The organism is Nocardia carnea (assembly GCF_029869215.1).
In the GTDB taxonomy this organism is placed as follows: domain Bacteria; phylum Actinomycetota; class Actinomycetes; order Mycobacteriales; family Mycobacteriaceae; genus Nocardia; species Nocardia carnea_B.
Genome location: NZ_JARWPM010000418.1, coordinates 17,955 through 34,832, shown reverse-complemented (window position 1 = coordinate 34,832; position 16,878 = coordinate 17,955). Strand labels below are relative to the sequence as shown.

Sequence of the window (16,878 nt, the reverse complement as noted above, 5' to 3'; positions counted from 1 at the left end):
TTGTTCGGGGAGGGCCTGCGCGTGCCGTTCCGGCCGGGCGTAATCCACGACGAGCGCGGGGACACCGGTGGCCCGGATGGGGGCGGCCAGGTCGGCGAGGTCGGCGGCGCTCGGGGAGGCCAGCGTGGTACCGCCGGGGATCACGGCGGTACCCCCCGGCCTCCACCCCGCCCACGGCAATTGCGGCGCCGGTCATGGTGTTCGGACGGGTGCGGTGCGGGCCTGGACCCACGCCGCCGTCCGCAGTAGCGCGGCCTCGGCGCGCGGGGGTCCGATGACCTGGACGCCGAGCGGTAAGCCGTCCGGTGTGCGCAGGCCGGGCACGGTCACCACCGGCAACCCGAGGGCCTGCCAGGCGCGGCTGAGTACCGGATCGCCGGTGGCGGCCAGGCCGGCCGGGGCGGGGCCCGGTGCGGCGGGGCCGACGATCGCGTCGTAGCCGGTGAACAGGTCGAGCACCGTCTGCCGGGTCCGCTCGACGATTCCGCGCGCCTCCGCGTAGTCGCGTGGATCGGTGGCGGCGCCGGTCCGCAGCAGTTCGGCGAGCGGGGCACTCAACGCGTCGGCGCGGGCGAGTTCGGTGGTGCGGGTACGCGCCGCCTCGTAGGCCATGACCACCCGATGCGCGGCGGTGGTCTCGGCGACGGCCTGCTCCGCGGCGAAATCGGTGACGGTGGCGCCGTCCGCGCGCAGCCGTTCCCGCAACGCCGCGACGGCGTCGGCCATCACCGGCTGCACGGCGTCCAGCGGTGCCGCGCTCCAGAAGGCGACCCGTGGGGGCCGCGCGGGCTCGGCCACCGGGTCCGGTACACCACGCAGGGCCGCCCACGCGCAGGCCAGGTCGCGGACCTCCGCGGCGTAGTAGCCGTGGCTGTCCAGGCTGTGCGCGAGTCCGGTGATGCCGGTGGTGGGCAGCAGGCCGCGAGTCAGGACCAGGGCCGCGACCCCGCAGTAGGAGGCGGGCCGGGTCACCGAGGCCGCGGTCTGCGATCCGAGTGCCAGCGGCACCTGGCCGGCGGCGACCGCCGCGGCCGAACCACTCGACGAACCGCCCGGTGTATGGTCCGGTGCCGCCGGGTTACGCGTGGGACCCGGTGCGAAGTAGGCGAATTCGGTGGTGACTGTTTTCCCGGCCGGAAGTGCCCCCGCGGCCCGCCACAGTTCGACGATCTCCGCGTCCCGGTCCACCGGTGCGCTGTCCGCGCGCAGTGCCGAACCACACCGGGTGGGATATCCGGCGACATCGATGATGTCCTTCACCCCGAGCGGAATTCCGCCCAGCGGCCCACTCGGGGCGGGGAATCCGGGGCGGGCACCGCGGATGACCCAGGCGGCGAGCGTGTTCTCGGTGGCGGCGATGCGGTCGGCGGACCGCTCCCACGCCGCCGCGGCATCGGTGCGCCCGGCGGTGAGGTCGTCGACCAGATCGCGTAACGACCATGGCGCGTGCAAGGATTCGGGCCCGTTCATGATTCCACCCACATCGCCTCGGCGGTCCAGTAATCCATCCCGGCGGCGCTCACGCCGTGCCGCCACTCGGAGATTCGGCGCAGGCCCGGTTCGGCGATCGCGGTGATCCGGTCGGCGGCGTCCGGGCCGTCCTCGGGGACCTGCCAGTGCACCCAGTTGAGTTCGCGACCGTCCGCATCGTGCAGGAACAGGTCGACGTGGCGCCAGCCGTACCCGTGGGTGTCGTTGTAGCACATCAGCGTCATGCGGTGGTCCGCCTCGTCCATCCGGTGTTCTCCTGCTCGGGGTGGGGTCGATGCTCGGTGCCGATGCTGTGGAAGCGCCGCTGGAAATAGACCAGCGCGCCGGTGTTCTCGCGGACATCGACGCGCTGGACGCTCACCAGGAAGATCGAATGCGACCCCTGGGTGTGGTCGCTGATGATCCGGCCCACCACCCGCGCCGCCGCGGTGCGCAGCATCGGGATGTCCTCGGTGTCGTGGTCCCAGATCGGCCACTCGAACCGTTCGGCCATCGGTACGCCGGTGACACCGGCGAAATGTCCGGCGAGTTCCTCGTCGGCCGAACTCAGGATGTTCACGCACACCCGCTGGTTCTGCCGGAAGATCGCATGGGCGTAGCTGGACTGGTTGACGCACACGATCATCGTCGGCGGTGCGTCGGTCACCGAGCACACAGCGCTGACCGTGATACCCGCACGACCACGCGGTCCGTTGGTGGTGACGACGTTGACTGCGGCCGAAAGATTCGACATCGCAGCCCGGAAGTCACGCTGCTCGGCGGTCAATTGCTTGGTCATGGCATCGACGCTACGAGTGATCTACGCCTCGAGGTATCGAGATTTCCTCCGGGTGCGCTGAAGGTTTTACTTATTCGGCCCGGGCCCCGGCAGCGCGAAACCGAACACCGATCCGCCGCCGTCCGCGGGCCGGCACCAGATGCTGCCGTGCTGGCGGGTGATGATCCGGTAGCTCAACGCCAGCCCGATTCCACTGCCGTGCGCTTTCGAGGTGAACGAATCCGAGAACGGGTCCCGCGGCACCCCGCGGCCGTGATCGCGGACGGTGAAGCATCCGCCCCCGTCACGCACCGCGGTGGCGAGCACGATGCGCCGGGATCCGGGCGGGCACTGGCCCATCTCGTCGATGGCGTTGAAGCACAGATTGACGATGACCTGCCCGGTGAGCACGCGCTCACACCGGATTTCGACCGGATCGCCGGACAACTCCAGGTCGACCCGCACCTCGTTCTCCTGGGCCCGCAACCGGACGAAGTACAGGCATTCGGTGACGATATCGTTCAGATCGGCCACCTGCTCGACCTGCTCCAGATGGCCGACGAAGGCGCGCAGCGTGGACACGATCGTCGCGGCCCGGTCGATCTGTTTGCGGGCCGCGTCCAGGCCGAAGGTGACGCGGTGGTCGAGGACCTCGCCGGCGGGCAGATGTGAGCGGATCCCCGCCACATAGTTACCGGCGGCGGCCAGCGGCTGGCCCAGTTCGTGGGCGATGGCCATCGCCATATCGCCCATGGCGTTGTAGCGGGCCAGATAGTTCTCCCGCTGCAGTTCCAGCCCGCGTTTCTCCTCGTCGCGGATCCGTTCGGAGACGTCGTGCACCAGCATGAGATACGCCGTCACCCCGGCCTCGTCGAGCCGTTCCAGGCTGCCGTCGAGCCAGGAGGTGGACCCGTCCGGGCGGCCGATCTCGAGCCGCACCGACGCCACCGGATCGGCCTCCGCGGCCACCGCCGCCCAATCGGTGCGCCGGTTGTCGCGGTGCAGGTGGGCGTAGCGGGTGAGCGTGGGCCCGTCGGGCAGTTCGACGGCCGGATCCAGCCCCAGGCGGGTGAGCGCGGTATCGGTGGCGAACCGGATCTCCCCGGCCTCGTCGAGGACGAACGCCATGGTGGAGGTGTGCCGGGCCAGGGCATCGACATAGGTGGTGGTCAGCCGCAGTGCGCGCTCGGTGCGCTGCTCGCGTTCGATATCGCGGAACTGCACCATCACCGCGGGCCCCTGCGCCAGCTCGACCCGGGTGGCCACCGCGTCGGTCGGGATGATCCGCCCCGATTTGGACCGGTAGTGCCATTCGATCCGGCTGGTGCCGTGCTCGACGGCGTCCTGGAGCCAGGCCCGCCCGATCACCCGGTCGTACTGTTGCGCGGAACTGCTCATATCGTGGGCCTTCAACGGCCGGATCTCGGCGAGATCGAACTCGAGCATCGCGCACGCCGCCGGGTTGGCCCAGAGAATGTTCTTGGTCGCGGCATCGTGCACCAGAACGCACACCTCGGTGGCGTTCATCATCGTGACGAAATCCGAAACGACCAGTTCGGGAGCACGCGGATCGACGGGCATCGCGCCAGCGTAGCTTTCCCGGACCGCACGGTCGCGATCGTCCGGGGCGGCTGAAGGTTTCCCCTACGAGGGTGGTGGTTCACACCCGTGCGGGCGCGGGCATTACCGATGTTCGTGTGACCGCGCTCTCCCTACCGTCGAAGAACAGCCCATCGACGACAGGAGCAGGTGATCGTGACCACCTCGCAAGCCACGGTCCGGTCCGCGACCGGCGCGGCGAATCTCGACGACGTCCTCGCCGAGCTCGCCGTGCGGCGGCAGGAATTCGGCGAGCAGAAGTACGTGCCGCGGGATTTCGTCGCACGGCTCAAGGAAACCGGCGTCTACCGCGCCGCGACCCCGCGGCGTTTCGGCGGCGAACCCTTGCCGCCCGCCGAATTCCTGCGCATCGTCGAACGGATCTCCGTCGTCGACGGGTCCACCGGCTGGGTGGCCAGCTTCGGTTCGGCCCTGGTCTATCTCGCGGCCCTGCCGTTGGACACCCAGGCCGCCCTGTATGCCGGCGGCCCCGATGTGGTGTTCGCCGGTGGTTTGTTCCCCATCCAGCCGGCGCCCGAGGTCGATGGTGGTTTCCGGATCGACGGACGGTGGAAATTCGCCAGCGGATGTATGGGCGCCGATGTGCTCGGCGTCGGCATACCCGGTGACGCGAGCACCGACGGTAAGCCCCGCACCGCGGTGCTGCGCCCCGACCAGGTGGAGATCGTCCAGGACTGGGACGTGATCGGGATGCGCGGCACCGGCTCGTTCGACCTGGTGGTGCGCGATGTGGTGGTACCGCGGGAGTGGACGTTCATCCGCGGCGGCGAACCGACCGTGGACGAGCCGCTGTACCGGTACCCGGCCATCGCCTACGCCGCCCAGGTGCTGGCGGTGGTCGGCGCCGGGGTCGCCCGCGCCGCGCTCGACCATGCCGTCGAAACCGGCGCGGGCCGGTCGGGTATCACCGGGGCGCCCAAGCTCGCCGACCGCGCCTACTACCGGACCGCGGTCGCGCAGGCCGAAGCCGATCTGCGCTCGGCCCGCGCCTACTTCTACGAGATCACCGAGGAAGTGTGGGAAACGGTGCTGCGCGGCGATCCCGCCACCGCGGAACAGAACGCCCATCTGCGGCTCGCGGCCTCCCATATCGCCGCCACCTCCGCCTCGGTGGTGAACCGGCTGGTGGAGATCTCCGGGACCGCCGCCATCTTCCACGGCCACCCGCTGCAGCAGTGGGCCGGTGATGCGCTGGTACCGCAGCAGCACGCCTTCCTGGGCCCGGGCCTGGTCGACGCCGCCGGCGCCGTCCTGATGGGACAGCCCCCCACCGTGCCCGGATTCCGCTGACCGACAAACCCTTTCGACGACAGGACCTTTCGTGACCGACAGCCCGTTGCGCGTTCTCTTCTGTATCGGTATCAACCAGAACTTCTTCGACCTCCCGGAGGGCGGGGTGACCACCGGCGACGTGTGGACCGCCTTCGTCGCCCTGATGGACGGCATCAAAGCCCTCGACGGTATCGACTTCATCGGCGATATCGACGACGACTCCACCATGGTCGGTCCCTCCGGCAGCTGGCCCTGGACCTGCTATCTCCTCGCCGACGCCGACAGCCACGACACCGTGAAGGCGGCCTGCAACCTGGTCCGCACCCTCCCGGTCGGCAGCAGCGAGTGGAAACTCTGGAAATTCCTGAAGATCGAGGCCCGCATCGGCCGCGCGCTCACCCCGCGCCAGTACTGACCAACCCCGCCAGGAGGCATCATGACCGCGCACAGCGCAGCGCTCCCGCCCCGGGCACCCGCCGATCTGGTCCGTGCGGACCGGGTCGCGGCCCGGATGTACACCGACCCGGAGATCTTCGAGCAGGAGATGACCCGGATCTTCGAGAGCACCTGGATCTGGGTCGCCCACGAATCCGAACTCCCCAGGCCCGGTAGCTTCAAATCCACCCATGTGGGCCGGCAGCCGGTGATCGTCACCCGCAACCGCAAGGGCCAGCTCAATACCCTGCTCAACCGCTGCCGCCATCGCGGCGCCAGCATCTGCGAGCAGAAGACCGGTGTCGCCAACGGCTTCACCTGCCCCTATCACGCCTGGTCCTACAGCCTGGACGGCCAGCTGCGCGGCATCCCGTACCCCGACGGGTACGAGGGCGTCGTGGAAAAGGGCGACCTGTCGCTGAAGAAGCTGCGCACCGAATCCTACGGCGGCATGGTGTTCGCCACCTTCAACGCCGAGATCGAACCGCTCGCCGATTTCCTGGGCGATGCGAAACTCTGGATCGACCGGTTCATGAAACAGGGCGGCGGCTACCCGATCAAGGTGCTGGGCACCCACCGGTTCAGCTTCCACGGGAACTGGAAGATCCAGCTGGAGAACACCACCGACGGCTACCACTTCCCGATCGTGCACCGCTCCTGGATGGCCTCGGTCGACGCCGAAACCGCGGACATGATGTCGTTCATGACCGATCCGGCCGCGGTCACCCACGACCTCGGCAACGGGCACAGCGTGATGCAGATGGTGCCCGAGCACTCCGATCTGGATGCCGACGACGGCAGCGAACCGCTGCAGGCCCGTTTCGACGACCTGATCGCCGAATTGAAGACCACCGGCCTCGACGACGCCGCCATCCGGAAACTGGTGCGCGCCATGCACGGCACCGGGTTCAACCTCAACCTGTTCCCGAACGTGTCCATGTCCGCGGCCTTCTTCCGCGTGCTGCGCCCGATCTCGGTCGACGAGACCACGATCGAACATGTGGCCATCGGCCCCGACGGGCCCGCCGAGATCGTGAACCCGGTCAACCGGGCCCGGCTGCGGGTGCACGAGCACTTCCAGGGCCCCTTCGGTTTCGGCACCCCCGACGACGCCGAGGGCTGGGACCGGGTCCAGCGCGGCGCGCAGGCCGACCCCGATATGCCGATCCTGGTCAACCGCGGACTCGCCCGCGAGAAACCGAGTCCCGAGGGCTGGCCCACGTCCCATGTCACCGACGAGACCGGTATGCGCGCCGCGTATCAGCAGTGGAAGCAGATGATGAGCAATGACTGACACCCGCACCGCGACGGCGGTGTTCACCGACAGCCGGGTCGCGCGGGCGATCGAGCTGATCTGGCGCGAGGCCGAACTGCTCGACCGCAAGGAGTACCACGCCTGGCAGGAGCTCTACACCGCCGACGCCCACTACGTGGTGCCGATCGACCGCAGTACCGACGATTTCGACAACACGCTGAACATGATCTACGACGATGCCCGCATGCGCGGTATGCGCGTTGTCCGGATGACCGAGGGCTACGCCATCGCGGCCGTGGACGCCGCGGTCACCACCCGCACGGTCTCGCGCTTCGTCCCGGAGCACGTCGCCGACGACGAGGTGCACCTGCGGGCCGCCCAGATCCTCGTCGCCTACAAACGCGGGCGGCACGATATCTGGGCCGGAGACGTCGAATACCGGATCCGGCTCGGGGCGGTATCCGCCGACGACCGGATCGCGCGCAAGGTGATCCGGCTGGTCGACAGCGAGGATGCCGTGCCCGCCGCGGGGTTCCTGCTGTGACCGCGCCGGTCGCCGTCGTCACCGGCGGCGCGGGCGGTCTGGGAGCGCATATCGTGCGCCGCCTGCATGCCGGCGGGCATGCCGTCGCCGTGGCCGATCTGGACGGAACCGCGGCCGCCGCGCTGGCCGCCGAACTGGATGGTGCGGTCGGGGCGCGCGGTTACGCGGTGGACGTCGCGGACAAGGGCTCGCTGGAGAAACTGCTCGCCACCGTCGTCGCCGATTTCGGCGGGGTGCAGGTGCTGGTGAACAATGCCGCGCGCACCCAGGCCCGGCCGCTGCTCGAGATCACCCCCGAGGAACTCGACGGTGTCATGGCCGTAGGTTTTCGCGGCACGTTCCAGGCCTGTCAGCTCTTCGGCGCGCATATGGCCGCACAGGGGTACGGCCGGATCGTGAACATGGCCTCGCTCGCCGGGCAGAACGGCGGTACCGCCACCGGCGGGCACTATGCCTCCGCCAAAGGTGCGGTCATCTCGCTGACCAAGGTGTTCGCCCGGGAACTGGCCGCGTCCGGAGTCACGGTGAACGCCGTATCGCCCGGACCGCAGGATTCACCGGTGGTGCACGACATCGTCGGCGTGGACAACCTCGAAACCTTCGCCCGATCCATTCCCGTCGGGCGTCTCGGCGATCCGGCGTTCATCGCCGAGATGGTCGCCCTGCTCGCGTCACCGGCCGCCGCGTCGGTCACCGGGGCATGCTGGGACGCCAACGGCGGTCTCTACATGCGTTAGGAGTACGCCGTGACCGATATCAAAGTGGTGGTCGCCGAGATCGTGGCGGAAACCCCGGATATCCGCTCGCTGCGCCTGGTCCGGGAGGACGGGGCCCCGCTGGGGCCCTACCGGGCCGGCGCGCATATCGATGTCACCGGCCCGACGGGTGTCCTGCGGCAGTACTCGTTGTGCGGCCCACCCACCGAGACCGCGTCGCTGACCATCGCGGTGAAGCGGGAACCGGACTCCCGCGGCGGTTCGGCGGCGCTGCACGCGGTACGCGAGGGCGATATCGTCGAGATCGGGCCGCCGCGCAATATCCTCACCGTCGCAGCGGATGCCGGTAGACATGTGCTGATCGCCGCCGGTATCGGTATCACCCCGTTACTGAGTATGGCCTACGAACTGCACTCCACCGGGGCCGAGTTCACACTGTTCTACTTCGGCCGCAGCCGCGCGGAAACCGCCTTCCTCGACCTCCTGGAGAACCGGGCGGAGTTCCGCGATCGTGTGCGCCTGCACCTCGGCCGCACCCGTGCGGAACAACGCACCGCCCTGGCGGCGGTCGCCACCGGCCTCGCGCCCGGCACCGCGGTGTACACCTGCGGACCGGCCGGGTTCATGGACACCGTCGCCGAGTTGACGACGCCGGTGGTCGGCACCGGCAATGTGCATATCGAGCACTTCGAGGCGGCAGAGGTCGACACGTCGGGCGATACCGCGTTCACGGTCGAACTCGATACCGGGGAAAGCTTCGAAATCCCGGCCGGCCGCTCGATTCTCTCGGTGCTCGAGGAAAACGGTGTCGACGTCTTCAAATCGTGCGAGGAAGGAATCTGCGGTTCCTGTGTCTCGAACGTCCTCGAAGGCGAGCCCGATCATCGTGACAACTGTTTGTCCGCCGCGGACAAAGCCGGCGGTGAACAGATGGCGCTCTGCGTTTCCCGGGCGAAGACAGCCAAACTGGTCATCGAATTGATCTGAGCCGCCGGACCCGGATAAAGGAATTCCGTATTCGCACCGGGAATTCTTCCGATGTTCCACCTCACATCGCCGCCTTAGCGTGTAGTAAATCACACAGCCGAAAGACGATGTCTCATGGAACATTCTCACCCCGAAACCACCGCGCCGGAAGGGAATTCCGGTCTCGACGAACTCGCCCGGGAACGCGCCCGCCTGGTGTTCCGGCTCAGCGCGGTGGTACTCGTCCTGTTCTTCCCCCTGCCCGTACTGGGCGGTTTCACCTCCGTGCTGGACACGGTGGTGGCGGGCGGCGTCACCGTCGCCTGGCTCTTCGCCTTCTTCCAGTTCGCCGTGGCGATCGTGGTGGCCCGCTACTACATGAGCCGGGCCGCCGCGCTCGAGGCCCGCGTCGCACAGGAAGGCGCCCGCGCATGAACATCGTCTCCGCCTCGCTGTTCGCCGCCCTCGTGGTGGTGACCCTGCTGATCACCGCCTGGGCCGCCCGGCAGAACAAATCCGCCGCCGATCACTACGTCGCCGGTGGCGCGCTCACCGGCCGGCAGAACGGTGTCGCCATCGCGGGGGATTTCATCTCCGCCGCGTCGTTCCTCGGGGTCACCGGGGCCATCGCGCTCACCGGGTTCAACGGTTTCTATCTCGCGGTGTTCGTCCCGGTCGCGTTCGTGCTGGCGCTGCTGCTCATCGCCGAACCGCTGCGCAATCTCGGCCGCTTCACCCTGGCCGATGTGCTGGCCACCCGGTTCCCGGGTAAGGACGTCCGGTCGCTGATGGCGGTCAGCACCGTGGTGATCAGCGTGGTCTATCTGGTCTCACAGTTGGTCGGCGCCGCGCTGCTGGTCTCGCTGCTGTTCGACCTGGACTACGCGGTCGCGGTGCTGATCATCGGCGCGCTCACCACCGCCTACACCCTGGTCGGCGGCATGCTGGCGACCAGCTGGATCCAGATCATCAAAACCGGGCTGCTGCTGGTCTGCGCGGTGATCCTGTTCGTCCTGGTCCTGGTGCGCTTCGATTTCAACCCGTTCGGGCCGTTCAGTGACGCGCTCGCCGAATTCGGGCAGCAGTACGTCGCCCCGATGCGCTCCGGTGACGCGGCCTCCTTCGACCAGTTGTCGCAGACGGTCGGGCTGGTGCTCGGCGTCCTCGGCCTCCCGCATGTGATGATCCGGTTCCTCACGGTGCCGGACGCGCAGCAGGCCCGCACCTCCGCCTACACCTCCATCTGGATCTTCTTCGGTTTCTACCTGATGATCCCCGTCCTCGGCTACGGTGCCGCCGTGCTGGTCGGGCCCGAGGCCATCGCCGCGGAGAACAAGGGCGGTAACCTCGCCGTCGCGCAGCTCGCCGAAACCCTCGGCGGCGGTGTCCTGCTCGCGTTCGTCGCCGCGGTCGCGTTCGTGACCATCCTGGCCGCGCTGTCGGGGCTGGTCATCGCCACTTCCGGTGCCATCGCCCACGACCTGTACGGCCAGGTCCTGCGCAACGGGAAGGTATCGCCCACCGCGCAGCATCGCGCGGCCCGGATCGCCACCGTCGCGACCTGCCTGGCCGGCGTCGCCATCGCCTTCGCCGCGCAACGCCAGAACGTCGCCTTCCTGGCCTCGCTGGGGATGTCCATCGCCGCCTGCGCCAACCTGCCTGCGCTGCTGCTGACCCTGTACTGGCGCCGGATGACGGCGCGGGCCGTGCTCTCGGGCATCGTGACCGGCCTGGTCCTCTCCATCGCGGTGATCGTGTGCAGCCCCGCCGTACAGGGCGCGGATTCGCTGCTGCCGTTCTCCAATCCGGCGCTGGCGGTCGCGCCGATCTCCTTCCTGGTCTCCGTCCTGGTGGCGTCCGCCACCGCGCCGAAGGATGCCGAGGCGGCGGCCGCCGCCGCCGAGTTCCGTTCGCTGCGCATCCGCGCACTGACGGGTCGTACAGCGGAACCGCCCGCGCGGGAAACCGTCTCCTCCTGACACCGGTTCGTCGATGCCGGCCACTTCGTGATGAGGGGTGGCCGGCATCGGCGTTCCCGTCCCGCTAGCCGGACTGCTCCAGCGGTTTCGCGTCGGCCGGGAACCCGCCGCGCTCGGCCCGCTCACCGGTGCCCGCGTACGCGGCGAGCCGGCTGCGGAACGGTTTCCCGGCCGCCAGCGGCGCGGTCTCCTTGCCCTTCAGCAGCGCGAACAGGCTGATCAGCATGAGCGCCGCGGCGTAGAACCCGACCGGGACCACGCTGCCGGTACCGCTCACGATCCGGTTCGCGACCATCGGCGCGATACCGCCGCCGACCACCGCCCCGACCTGGTAACCGATACCCACGCCGCTGTAGCGCTGGGTCACCGGGAACTGTTCGGCGAACATGGTGAACATCGGCCCGTACACGAATCCGGTCAGGGTGAATCCGATACAGATCACCGCGATACAGGCCACGAACGAGCCGTGCGCGGTGACCCAGAACAGCACCGGGGCGAAAATCGCGGCCGACGTCATACCGAAGCCGATCACCGTCTTGCGGCCCAGCCGGTCGGACAGATGGCTGCCGAGTACCACCGTCGCGGCGTGGCAGGCGAGGGCGAGGGTGATGCCCCAGACCACCTGCGACCGGGAGAATCCCCGGCCCGGATCGGGTTCGGTCAGGAAGGAGAGCATGAAGGTGAACAGCAGGAACGCGTAGCAGTTCTGGCCGATGTTCACCCCCGCGGCGCGCAGCACCCCACGCCAATCCTGCCGTAGCACCGCCAGACCACGTGGCGCGGACCGCTCCGCGCCGGAACCCGCGTCGCCCGAACCCGCGTCGGCGAAATCCGGTGTTTCGGAGATCCGCGTCCGGGTCCAGATACCGATGATCAGTACGACGCCGCCCACCAGGAACGGAATCCGCCAGCCCCACGCGATCACCTGCTCCATCGGGAGCAGCAGGACGAGGGCGAAGGCGGTATTCGCCAGGATCGCGCCGACCGGCGATCCGAGCGTGACGAAACATCCGTAGAGCCCGCGGCGATGCGCGGGGGCGTGCTCGGCCGCCAGCAGCACCGCGCCGCCGATCTCGCCGCCCCGCGAGATACCGTGCAGCATCCGCAGGAAGATGAGGATCAGCGGGGCGACGATCCCGATCGCCCGCGAGTCGGGCACCAGGCCCATGACCAGGGTGGCCCCACCCATCAGGATGAACGCGGTGGTCAGCGCCGCGCGCCGGCCGAACCGGTCCCCATAGTGTCCGAAGATCACCGCGCCGACCGGTGCCATGACGAAGCCGATGGCGAAGGTGGCGAAACCGAGGAAGGTGCCGAACCAGGGATCGTCGGTGTCGAAATACACCTTGTTGAACACCAGCGCCGTGGCGGTGCCGTAGATCGCGAAATCGTAGAACTCGAGGATGGTGCCGACCCCGGACGCGACCGCCAATTTCATCGGGCGCTCATGGGTTTTCGCGGTAGCGAGTTCGGGTGAATTCAAAGCTGTCACAGCCGTCTCCTCATCAGTTCTGCGACCCGCCGGTGGGGCGTGCCGAGAGAACTCCCGCGGCGGCTCGGCCGTTGTGCCGCGGGAGGTCGTCGTACTTGTGTAGTTGTCCCGTCGCGTCGAGCACCCGCGCGAAATCCGCGATGCGCTGGGCCCGGTAGTCGTCGCGCGCGGTATCCGCGAGGTCGTAGAAGCCGTCGCCGGTGGCGTCGCGGTGGCCGGCGGCCATCTTCTGTTCGACCAGCGACGCGGGTGCGAAACGCTCCCCGAGTTCGCCGCGCAGATAGTTGGAGGCGTGGAACAGGGTGTCGCAGCCGCCCCAGTCGATGAACTCGAGCAGGCCGAGTACGGCGAATCGCGACCCGAGTCCGATCCGGACGGCCCGGTCGATCTCGGCGGCGCTCGCCACGCCCTCCTCGACCATCCGCACGGCTTCGTTCATCACCAGCGCCTGCAGCCGCGGCACGATATAGCCCGGTGACGCGGCGCAGACCACCGGTGTCTTGCCGACCGCCGACAACAGTGCGCAGGTCGCCTCGACCACCGCGGGCGCCGTCGCGGCACCGGGGCTCACCTCCACCAGCGGCATCAGGTCGGCGGGGTTGAGCCAGTGGGCGTTGAGCAGCCGCTGCGGGCGCGCGACGAATTCGGCGAGGCGGCTCACCAGGAAACTCGAGGTGGTCGAGGCAATGGGCGTCTCGGGGCCGGCCGCGGATTCGATCCACGACAGGGCCGTGCGCTTGACCTCGAGGACCTCGGGCACCGCTTCGAAGACGAGGCCGGCCTCCGCCACGGCACCGGCCGCGGCGTCCCGGCTCACCAGCCGGATCCGGCCGAGCACCTCCGGTAGATCGGATTCGGCCAATAGCCCGAGCCGTACCTTCCGCTCCAGCGAGGACCGGATCTCGGCCCGGGCCGCCGCGAGATACGCCTCGGTGGCCTCGCCGCGATTCCGGAGGTCGACGACGGTCACCTCGACCTTCCCGAAGCCGAGAGCCGCCGCGATGCCCTGTCCCATGCGGCCCGCGCCGGCCACCGCGACCGGGGCGGTCACCGCGAGAACCCGTCGTGCAGTAGCTGTTTCATGCCGTCGCGGTCCAGCCCGTCCAACCCCAGGGCGGCCAGTGTCCGGCCGCCGCTGTCCGCGGTCCGGCCGGTGATCGCACCCGCGACGGCCAGCAGACCGCTCGCCACCGGCGTCGGTACGCCCGCCCAGCAGCCCACCGAGGTGAGCAGCGCGAGCCCGATCTCGACATCCTCGGTCATGTACCGGTGGGTGTGCAGGTCGATCTTCTCGCGCCAGTCGCCGCTGTCGGTCAGCTTCTCGTGCGCGGCGTTGCCGTACATCCATTCGTCGCCGTCCGCGGTGTAATGGTCCGCGAGGGGGAAATGCGGTGCCGCGTATCCCAGCGCGGTGCGCACGGCGATACGTTCGGCGTCGAGGGCGGTGGTGACCCGGCGGATCGCATCCTGGGTGCCCTCGTTGTGGATATCCCAGGCCGGGAAATGCTGCAGCGGCCCGGCGTTCATGAGGATCAACGGCGGGTGGATGATCGGGCCCGCGTTCATCAACGCACCGCTCAGCGCGTCCTCCACCGGCTCGACCGGATAGATCTCCGCCAGCACCGCCAGCGCGCGCTCGCTGTCGTGGGCGGGGAGCACCCCGGTCGGCAGCCGCGTGGCATAACCGCTCACCACGACCCGGTCGTCGCCGTGCTTACGGGCGAGGTAGGGAAGGGTCCCGGTCTCGGCGAAGGCCACCTTGGCCGGATTACCGGCGGCGGCCGCCGCCCGCGCGAAGAGCACCGAACCGAAGCTGCCCGGCGGCAGATACACCACCTGCCCGTCGGTCAGATGCGGCGCTATTCGCTCGGCGAGATCGGGGTGCGAGAATGCGGGAATCGGCACGAGAACGACTTGGGCGCCGGAAACCGCGCGGCCGAGATCGGCTTCGACCGTGATACCGGAACCGATCGGCAGCGCGCGTTGCCCGCGGTGATCGTCGACCCGGATTTCGCCCGCGTCGAGCAGCGGTGCGAAAGCATTGTGGTCACGCCGCCACCAGACGACGTCATGCCCTTTCTCGCTCATATCGGCCACCGCCGCATAGGAGCCGTGCCCGCCACCGATAACCGTGATCTTCATTTCCGCTGACCTCCTCGACCGCCGGCCGCCCGCGCGTCCGCCGATATGTGAAATCGAACGGTAAAGATGCGGTCGCCTACTTTTCCCGGCAATGTTCGGAAATGAAGATCGAAGGCCCCATGGTGAAGGATTGTCACGTGCCAGACGATATTGATTTCCGGATCGTTCACGCATTGCAGTTCGCGCCGCGTGCGCCGTGGGGTGCGGTCGGGGATGTCGCCGGTGTGAGCGCGCCGACCGCCGCCCGGCGCTGGGAGCGGTTGGTGGACAGCGGTCTCGCGTGGATCGTCACCTACCCGGGCCCGGCTTATCTCAATACGCGGTGCACGGCCTTCGTGGAGGTCGAGGCGGCCGAGCGCCTACCGGACCTGATGCGGGAGCTCTCCCTGGACGGAATGGTCGCCACAATCCAGCGCACCGCCGGCGACGGCGACCTGCTGCTCACCGTGATGACCTTCGATCTCGACACCCTCGGTGACTGGGTGCAGCAGCTGGCGGCGTCCCCGCTGGTCGCCCGTACGCGCACCCGGGTGGTGATGCAGGTGTTCGGGGAAAGCGAACGCTGGCGGGTGCGCGCGCTGGACATCGGTGAGGAGGCGGCCTTGTCCCGATACCGTCCGCCCTCGCGTCCGCTGGTCCATCAGCCGGACGCGGACGATCTGGCGTTGATCGCCGCGCTCGCCGCCGACGGCCGCCGCTCGGCGGTCGACCTCGCCGACGTCTGCGGGATCAGCGCCGCCGCCGTCCGGCGCCGGCTGACCTACCTCGTCGCCGAACGCATCCTCTCCATCCGCTGCGAGGTCGCGCATGTCCTCAGCGGCTGGCCGGTGACCGCCAATATCTGGGCGCGCGCCACCCCGCGCACCCTCAGCGCGCTCGTCGACGCGCTCGACTCGTTCCCGCAGATCCGCGTGTGCTGCGAGGTCACCGGAACCGCCAACGTCCTGATGACGGTGTGGCTGCGGCAGATCAGCGAGTTGTCGCGGCTGGAGCACGAGCTCGAAGCGCAGGTACCCGGCCTCATGATCGCGGACCGCAGTATCACCCTCGAGACGCCCAAGCGGCTGGGTTCGCTCCTCGACCGCGCGGGCCGCTGCACCGGTTTCCACCCACTGGCACTGCTGACCACCTACCGCCCCACGGCGGCCTGACACCGCGCCGACCTCGCGCAGGCCTTTCGGACCGCACGATCATGGCCCATGAGGATGTGGTTCCAGGCTCCCTCCCGTAGCGGTGCGGCATGCCCGGCGGAGATCGCCCCGGTCGCGACGATCGTGCGGGACCACGCCGACCGGCTCATTGTGGGGTCGCTTTCGCGAGGCCGAGGGCCCGGGCGACCACGGCGTCGGCGAGCGGGTCCGGTAGGCGGCCCACTGCCGGGAGCAGTGCAGCGCCGCGTCCCGCGGTGTAACGGGTCCGGGGCCGCCTGGCGGTGATCGCCCGGACGAGGACCGAGGCGATCGTCTCGGGATCTGCCAGCGACAGGCGCGCGGTGGCGTCCCGGACCGCGCGGATCATCGGCGAATAGAGTTCGGCCACGTACGGGTCCGCCCGCCGGCGCGACTCGTCCGCCGATTCGGCGGCGAGAGCGAAGATCGGGGTGTCGGTACCCGTGGGCTCCACCATCACGACCTTGATTCCCCAGGCCGCAAGCTCCCCGCGCAAGGCGACGCTGAGTGACGCCAGTGCGGCTTTGCTCGCCGAGATCGGGCCGTTGTAGGGCATGGCCCGGCGCGCCGTCGGCGCCGTGACATTGACGATCCGGCCGCGGCTCGCCCGCAGCAGCGGCAGGAACGCCCGGATCACCGCCGCCGGGCCGAAAACGTTCACCCGGAACTGGCGTTCCAGTTCCGCGGCCTCGACCAATTCCAGCGGGCCCTCCACGATGAGGCCCGCATTGTTCACCACCGCGTCCAGTGTGTCCCCGCCCAGCAACCGGCCGATATCCCGCGCGGCCTCGGCAACCGAGCCTTCGTCTGTCACCTCGAGGACGACGGGCAGGACGTGCTCGAGCCCGTCGAAAACCCTCGCCTTGTCGGCGTCACGCACCCCGGCGAAAACCCGGTATCCGCGCTCGGCCAGCAACCGGACGGTGGGTACTCCGATACCGCCGGTGGCCCCTGTGATGAATACGCTGCGCACGATTTCGCTCCCATCATGATTCCGTCTCGTCGAGCCGGTATCCCGATCGTGCGGCCGCGACCCGGGC

17 protein-coding genes are annotated in these 16,878 nt (G+C 69.1%); 9 read left to right on the top strand and 8 right to left on the bottom strand.

The annotated features are described in order from the left end of the window. Positions 1-192 precede the first annotated feature (192 nt). The 4 genes from QH276_RS30765 to QH276_RS30750 all read right to left on the bottom strand — a co-directional run bounded on the left by QH276_RS30765 (position 193) and on the right by QH276_RS30750 (position 3,829). Entirely contained in the window at positions 193-1,470 is a 1,278-nt protein-coding gene (locus QH276_RS30765) for an amidase (RefSeq protein ID WP_280396545.1), read from the bottom strand. Beyond that, positions 1,467-1,736 (bottom strand): hypothetical protein, encoded by a 270-nt coding sequence (locus QH276_RS30760; protein ID WP_280396546.1) that lies wholly within the window; start codon positions 1,734-1,736, stop codon positions 1,467-1,469. Before QH276_RS30760 ends, QH276_RS30765 begins: the two co-directional genes overlap by 4 nt. Further along, positions 1,712-2,269 carry a flavin reductase gene (locus tag QH276_RS30755; RefSeq protein ID WP_280396547.1) on the bottom strand — a complete coding sequence of 186 codons (558 nt, stop codon included), beginning with the start codon at positions 2,267-2,269 and terminating at the stop codon, positions 1,712-1,714. Before QH276_RS30755 ends, QH276_RS30760 begins: the two co-directional genes overlap by 25 nt. A 66-nt stretch (positions 2,270-2,335) precedes the next feature. Continuing rightward, positions 2,336-3,829, bottom strand: a complete 1,494-nt coding sequence (locus QH276_RS30750) for a PAS domain-containing sensor histidine kinase (RefSeq protein WP_280396548.1) — start codon at positions 3,827-3,829, stop codon at positions 2,336-2,338. A gap of 168 nt (positions 3,830-3,997) precedes the next feature. On the opposite strand from QH276_RS30750, the gene QH276_RS30745 reads away from it, so the two are divergent. The 8 genes from QH276_RS30745 (at position 3,998) to QH276_RS30710 (ending at position 11,035) form a co-directional block, all read left to right on the top strand. Further along, positions 3,998-5,158 carry an acyl-CoA dehydrogenase family protein gene (locus QH276_RS30745; protein ID WP_280396549.1) on the top strand — a complete coding sequence of 387 codons (1,161 nt, stop codon included), beginning with the start codon at positions 3,998-4,000 and terminating at the stop codon, positions 5,156-5,158. A 31-nt stretch (positions 5,159-5,189) separates the two neighbouring features. Further along, positions 5,190-5,555 carry a hypothetical protein gene (locus QH276_RS30740; protein ID WP_280396550.1) on the top strand — a complete coding sequence of 122 codons (366 nt, stop codon included), beginning with the start codon at positions 5,190-5,192 and terminating at the stop codon, positions 5,553-5,555. Positions 5,556-5,576: 21 nt separating this feature from the next. Then, entirely contained in the window at positions 5,577-6,869 is a 1,293-nt protein-coding gene (locus QH276_RS30735; protein ID WP_280396551.1) for an aromatic ring-hydroxylating oxygenase subunit alpha, read from the top strand. Beyond that, entirely contained in the window at positions 6,862-7,374 is a 513-nt protein-coding gene (locus QH276_RS30730; protein ID WP_280396552.1) for an aromatic-ring-hydroxylating dioxygenase subunit beta, read from the top strand. The genes QH276_RS30735 and QH276_RS30730 overlap by 8 nt, the downstream gene beginning before the upstream one ends. Then, a complete protein-coding gene (locus QH276_RS30725) occupies positions 7,371-8,111 on the top strand; it encodes an SDR family NAD(P)-dependent oxidoreductase (protein WP_280396553.1) in 741 nt (246 codons plus the stop codon). The genes QH276_RS30730 and QH276_RS30725 overlap by 4 nt, the downstream gene beginning before the upstream one ends. A 9-nt stretch (positions 8,112-8,120) precedes the next feature. Beyond that, the gene (locus QH276_RS30720) at positions 8,121-9,077 is read left to right on the top strand and encodes a PDR/VanB family oxidoreductase (protein WP_280396554.1); all 957 of its coding nucleotides are present in this window, start codon (positions 8,121-8,123) and stop codon (positions 9,075-9,077) included. 114 nt (positions 9,078-9,191) lie between these two features. Next, a complete protein-coding gene (locus QH276_RS30715) occupies positions 9,192-9,491 on the top strand; it encodes a DUF485 domain-containing protein (RefSeq protein ID WP_280396555.1) in 300 nt (99 codons plus the stop codon). Further along, positions 9,488-11,035, top strand: a complete 1,548-nt coding sequence (locus QH276_RS30710) for a solute symporter family protein (RefSeq protein ID WP_280406984.1) — start codon at positions 9,488-9,490, stop codon at positions 11,033-11,035. The genes QH276_RS30715 and QH276_RS30710 overlap by 4 nt, the downstream gene beginning before the upstream one ends. 64 nt (positions 11,036-11,099) lie before the next feature. Here QH276_RS30710 and QH276_RS30705 read toward each other — a convergent pair whose 3' ends face one another. From QH276_RS30705 to QH276_RS30695, 3 genes are read right to left on the bottom strand one after another with little or no spacing between them, the layout of a single operon-like run. Further along, positions 11,100-12,527: an MFS transporter gene (locus QH276_RS30705; protein ID WP_280400926.1), complete on the bottom strand. Its 1,428-nt coding sequence runs from the start codon at positions 12,525-12,527 to the stop codon at positions 11,100-11,102. Between the two features lie 13 nt (positions 12,528-12,540). Beyond that, positions 12,541-13,578 (bottom strand): 3-hydroxybutyryl-CoA dehydrogenase, encoded by a 1,038-nt coding sequence (locus tag QH276_RS30700; RefSeq protein WP_280400925.1) that lies wholly within the window; start codon positions 13,576-13,578, stop codon positions 12,541-12,543. Next, entirely contained in the window at positions 13,575-14,669 is a 1,095-nt protein-coding gene (locus QH276_RS30695; RefSeq protein ID WP_280400924.1) for an NAD/NADP-dependent octopine/nopaline dehydrogenase family protein, read from the bottom strand. The genes QH276_RS30700 and QH276_RS30695 overlap by 4 nt, the downstream gene beginning before the upstream one ends. A 137-nt stretch (positions 14,670-14,806) precedes the next feature. Between QH276_RS30695 and QH276_RS30690 the strand changes: the two genes are divergently transcribed. Beyond that, positions 14,807-15,820 carry an Lrp/AsnC family transcriptional regulator gene (locus tag QH276_RS30690; protein ID WP_280400923.1) on the top strand — a complete coding sequence of 338 codons (1,014 nt, stop codon included), beginning with the start codon at positions 14,807-14,809 and terminating at the stop codon, positions 15,818-15,820. A 145-nt stretch (positions 15,821-15,965) separates the two neighbouring features. Here the strand turns inward: QH276_RS30690 and QH276_RS30685 are convergent, their stop codons facing one another. After that, complete coding sequence (locus QH276_RS30685) at positions 15,966-16,811, bottom strand: SDR family NAD(P)-dependent oxidoreductase (RefSeq protein ID WP_280400922.1); 846 nt, start codon at positions 16,809-16,811, stop codon at positions 15,966-15,968. Between the last annotated feature and the right edge of the window lie 67 nt (positions 16,812-16,878).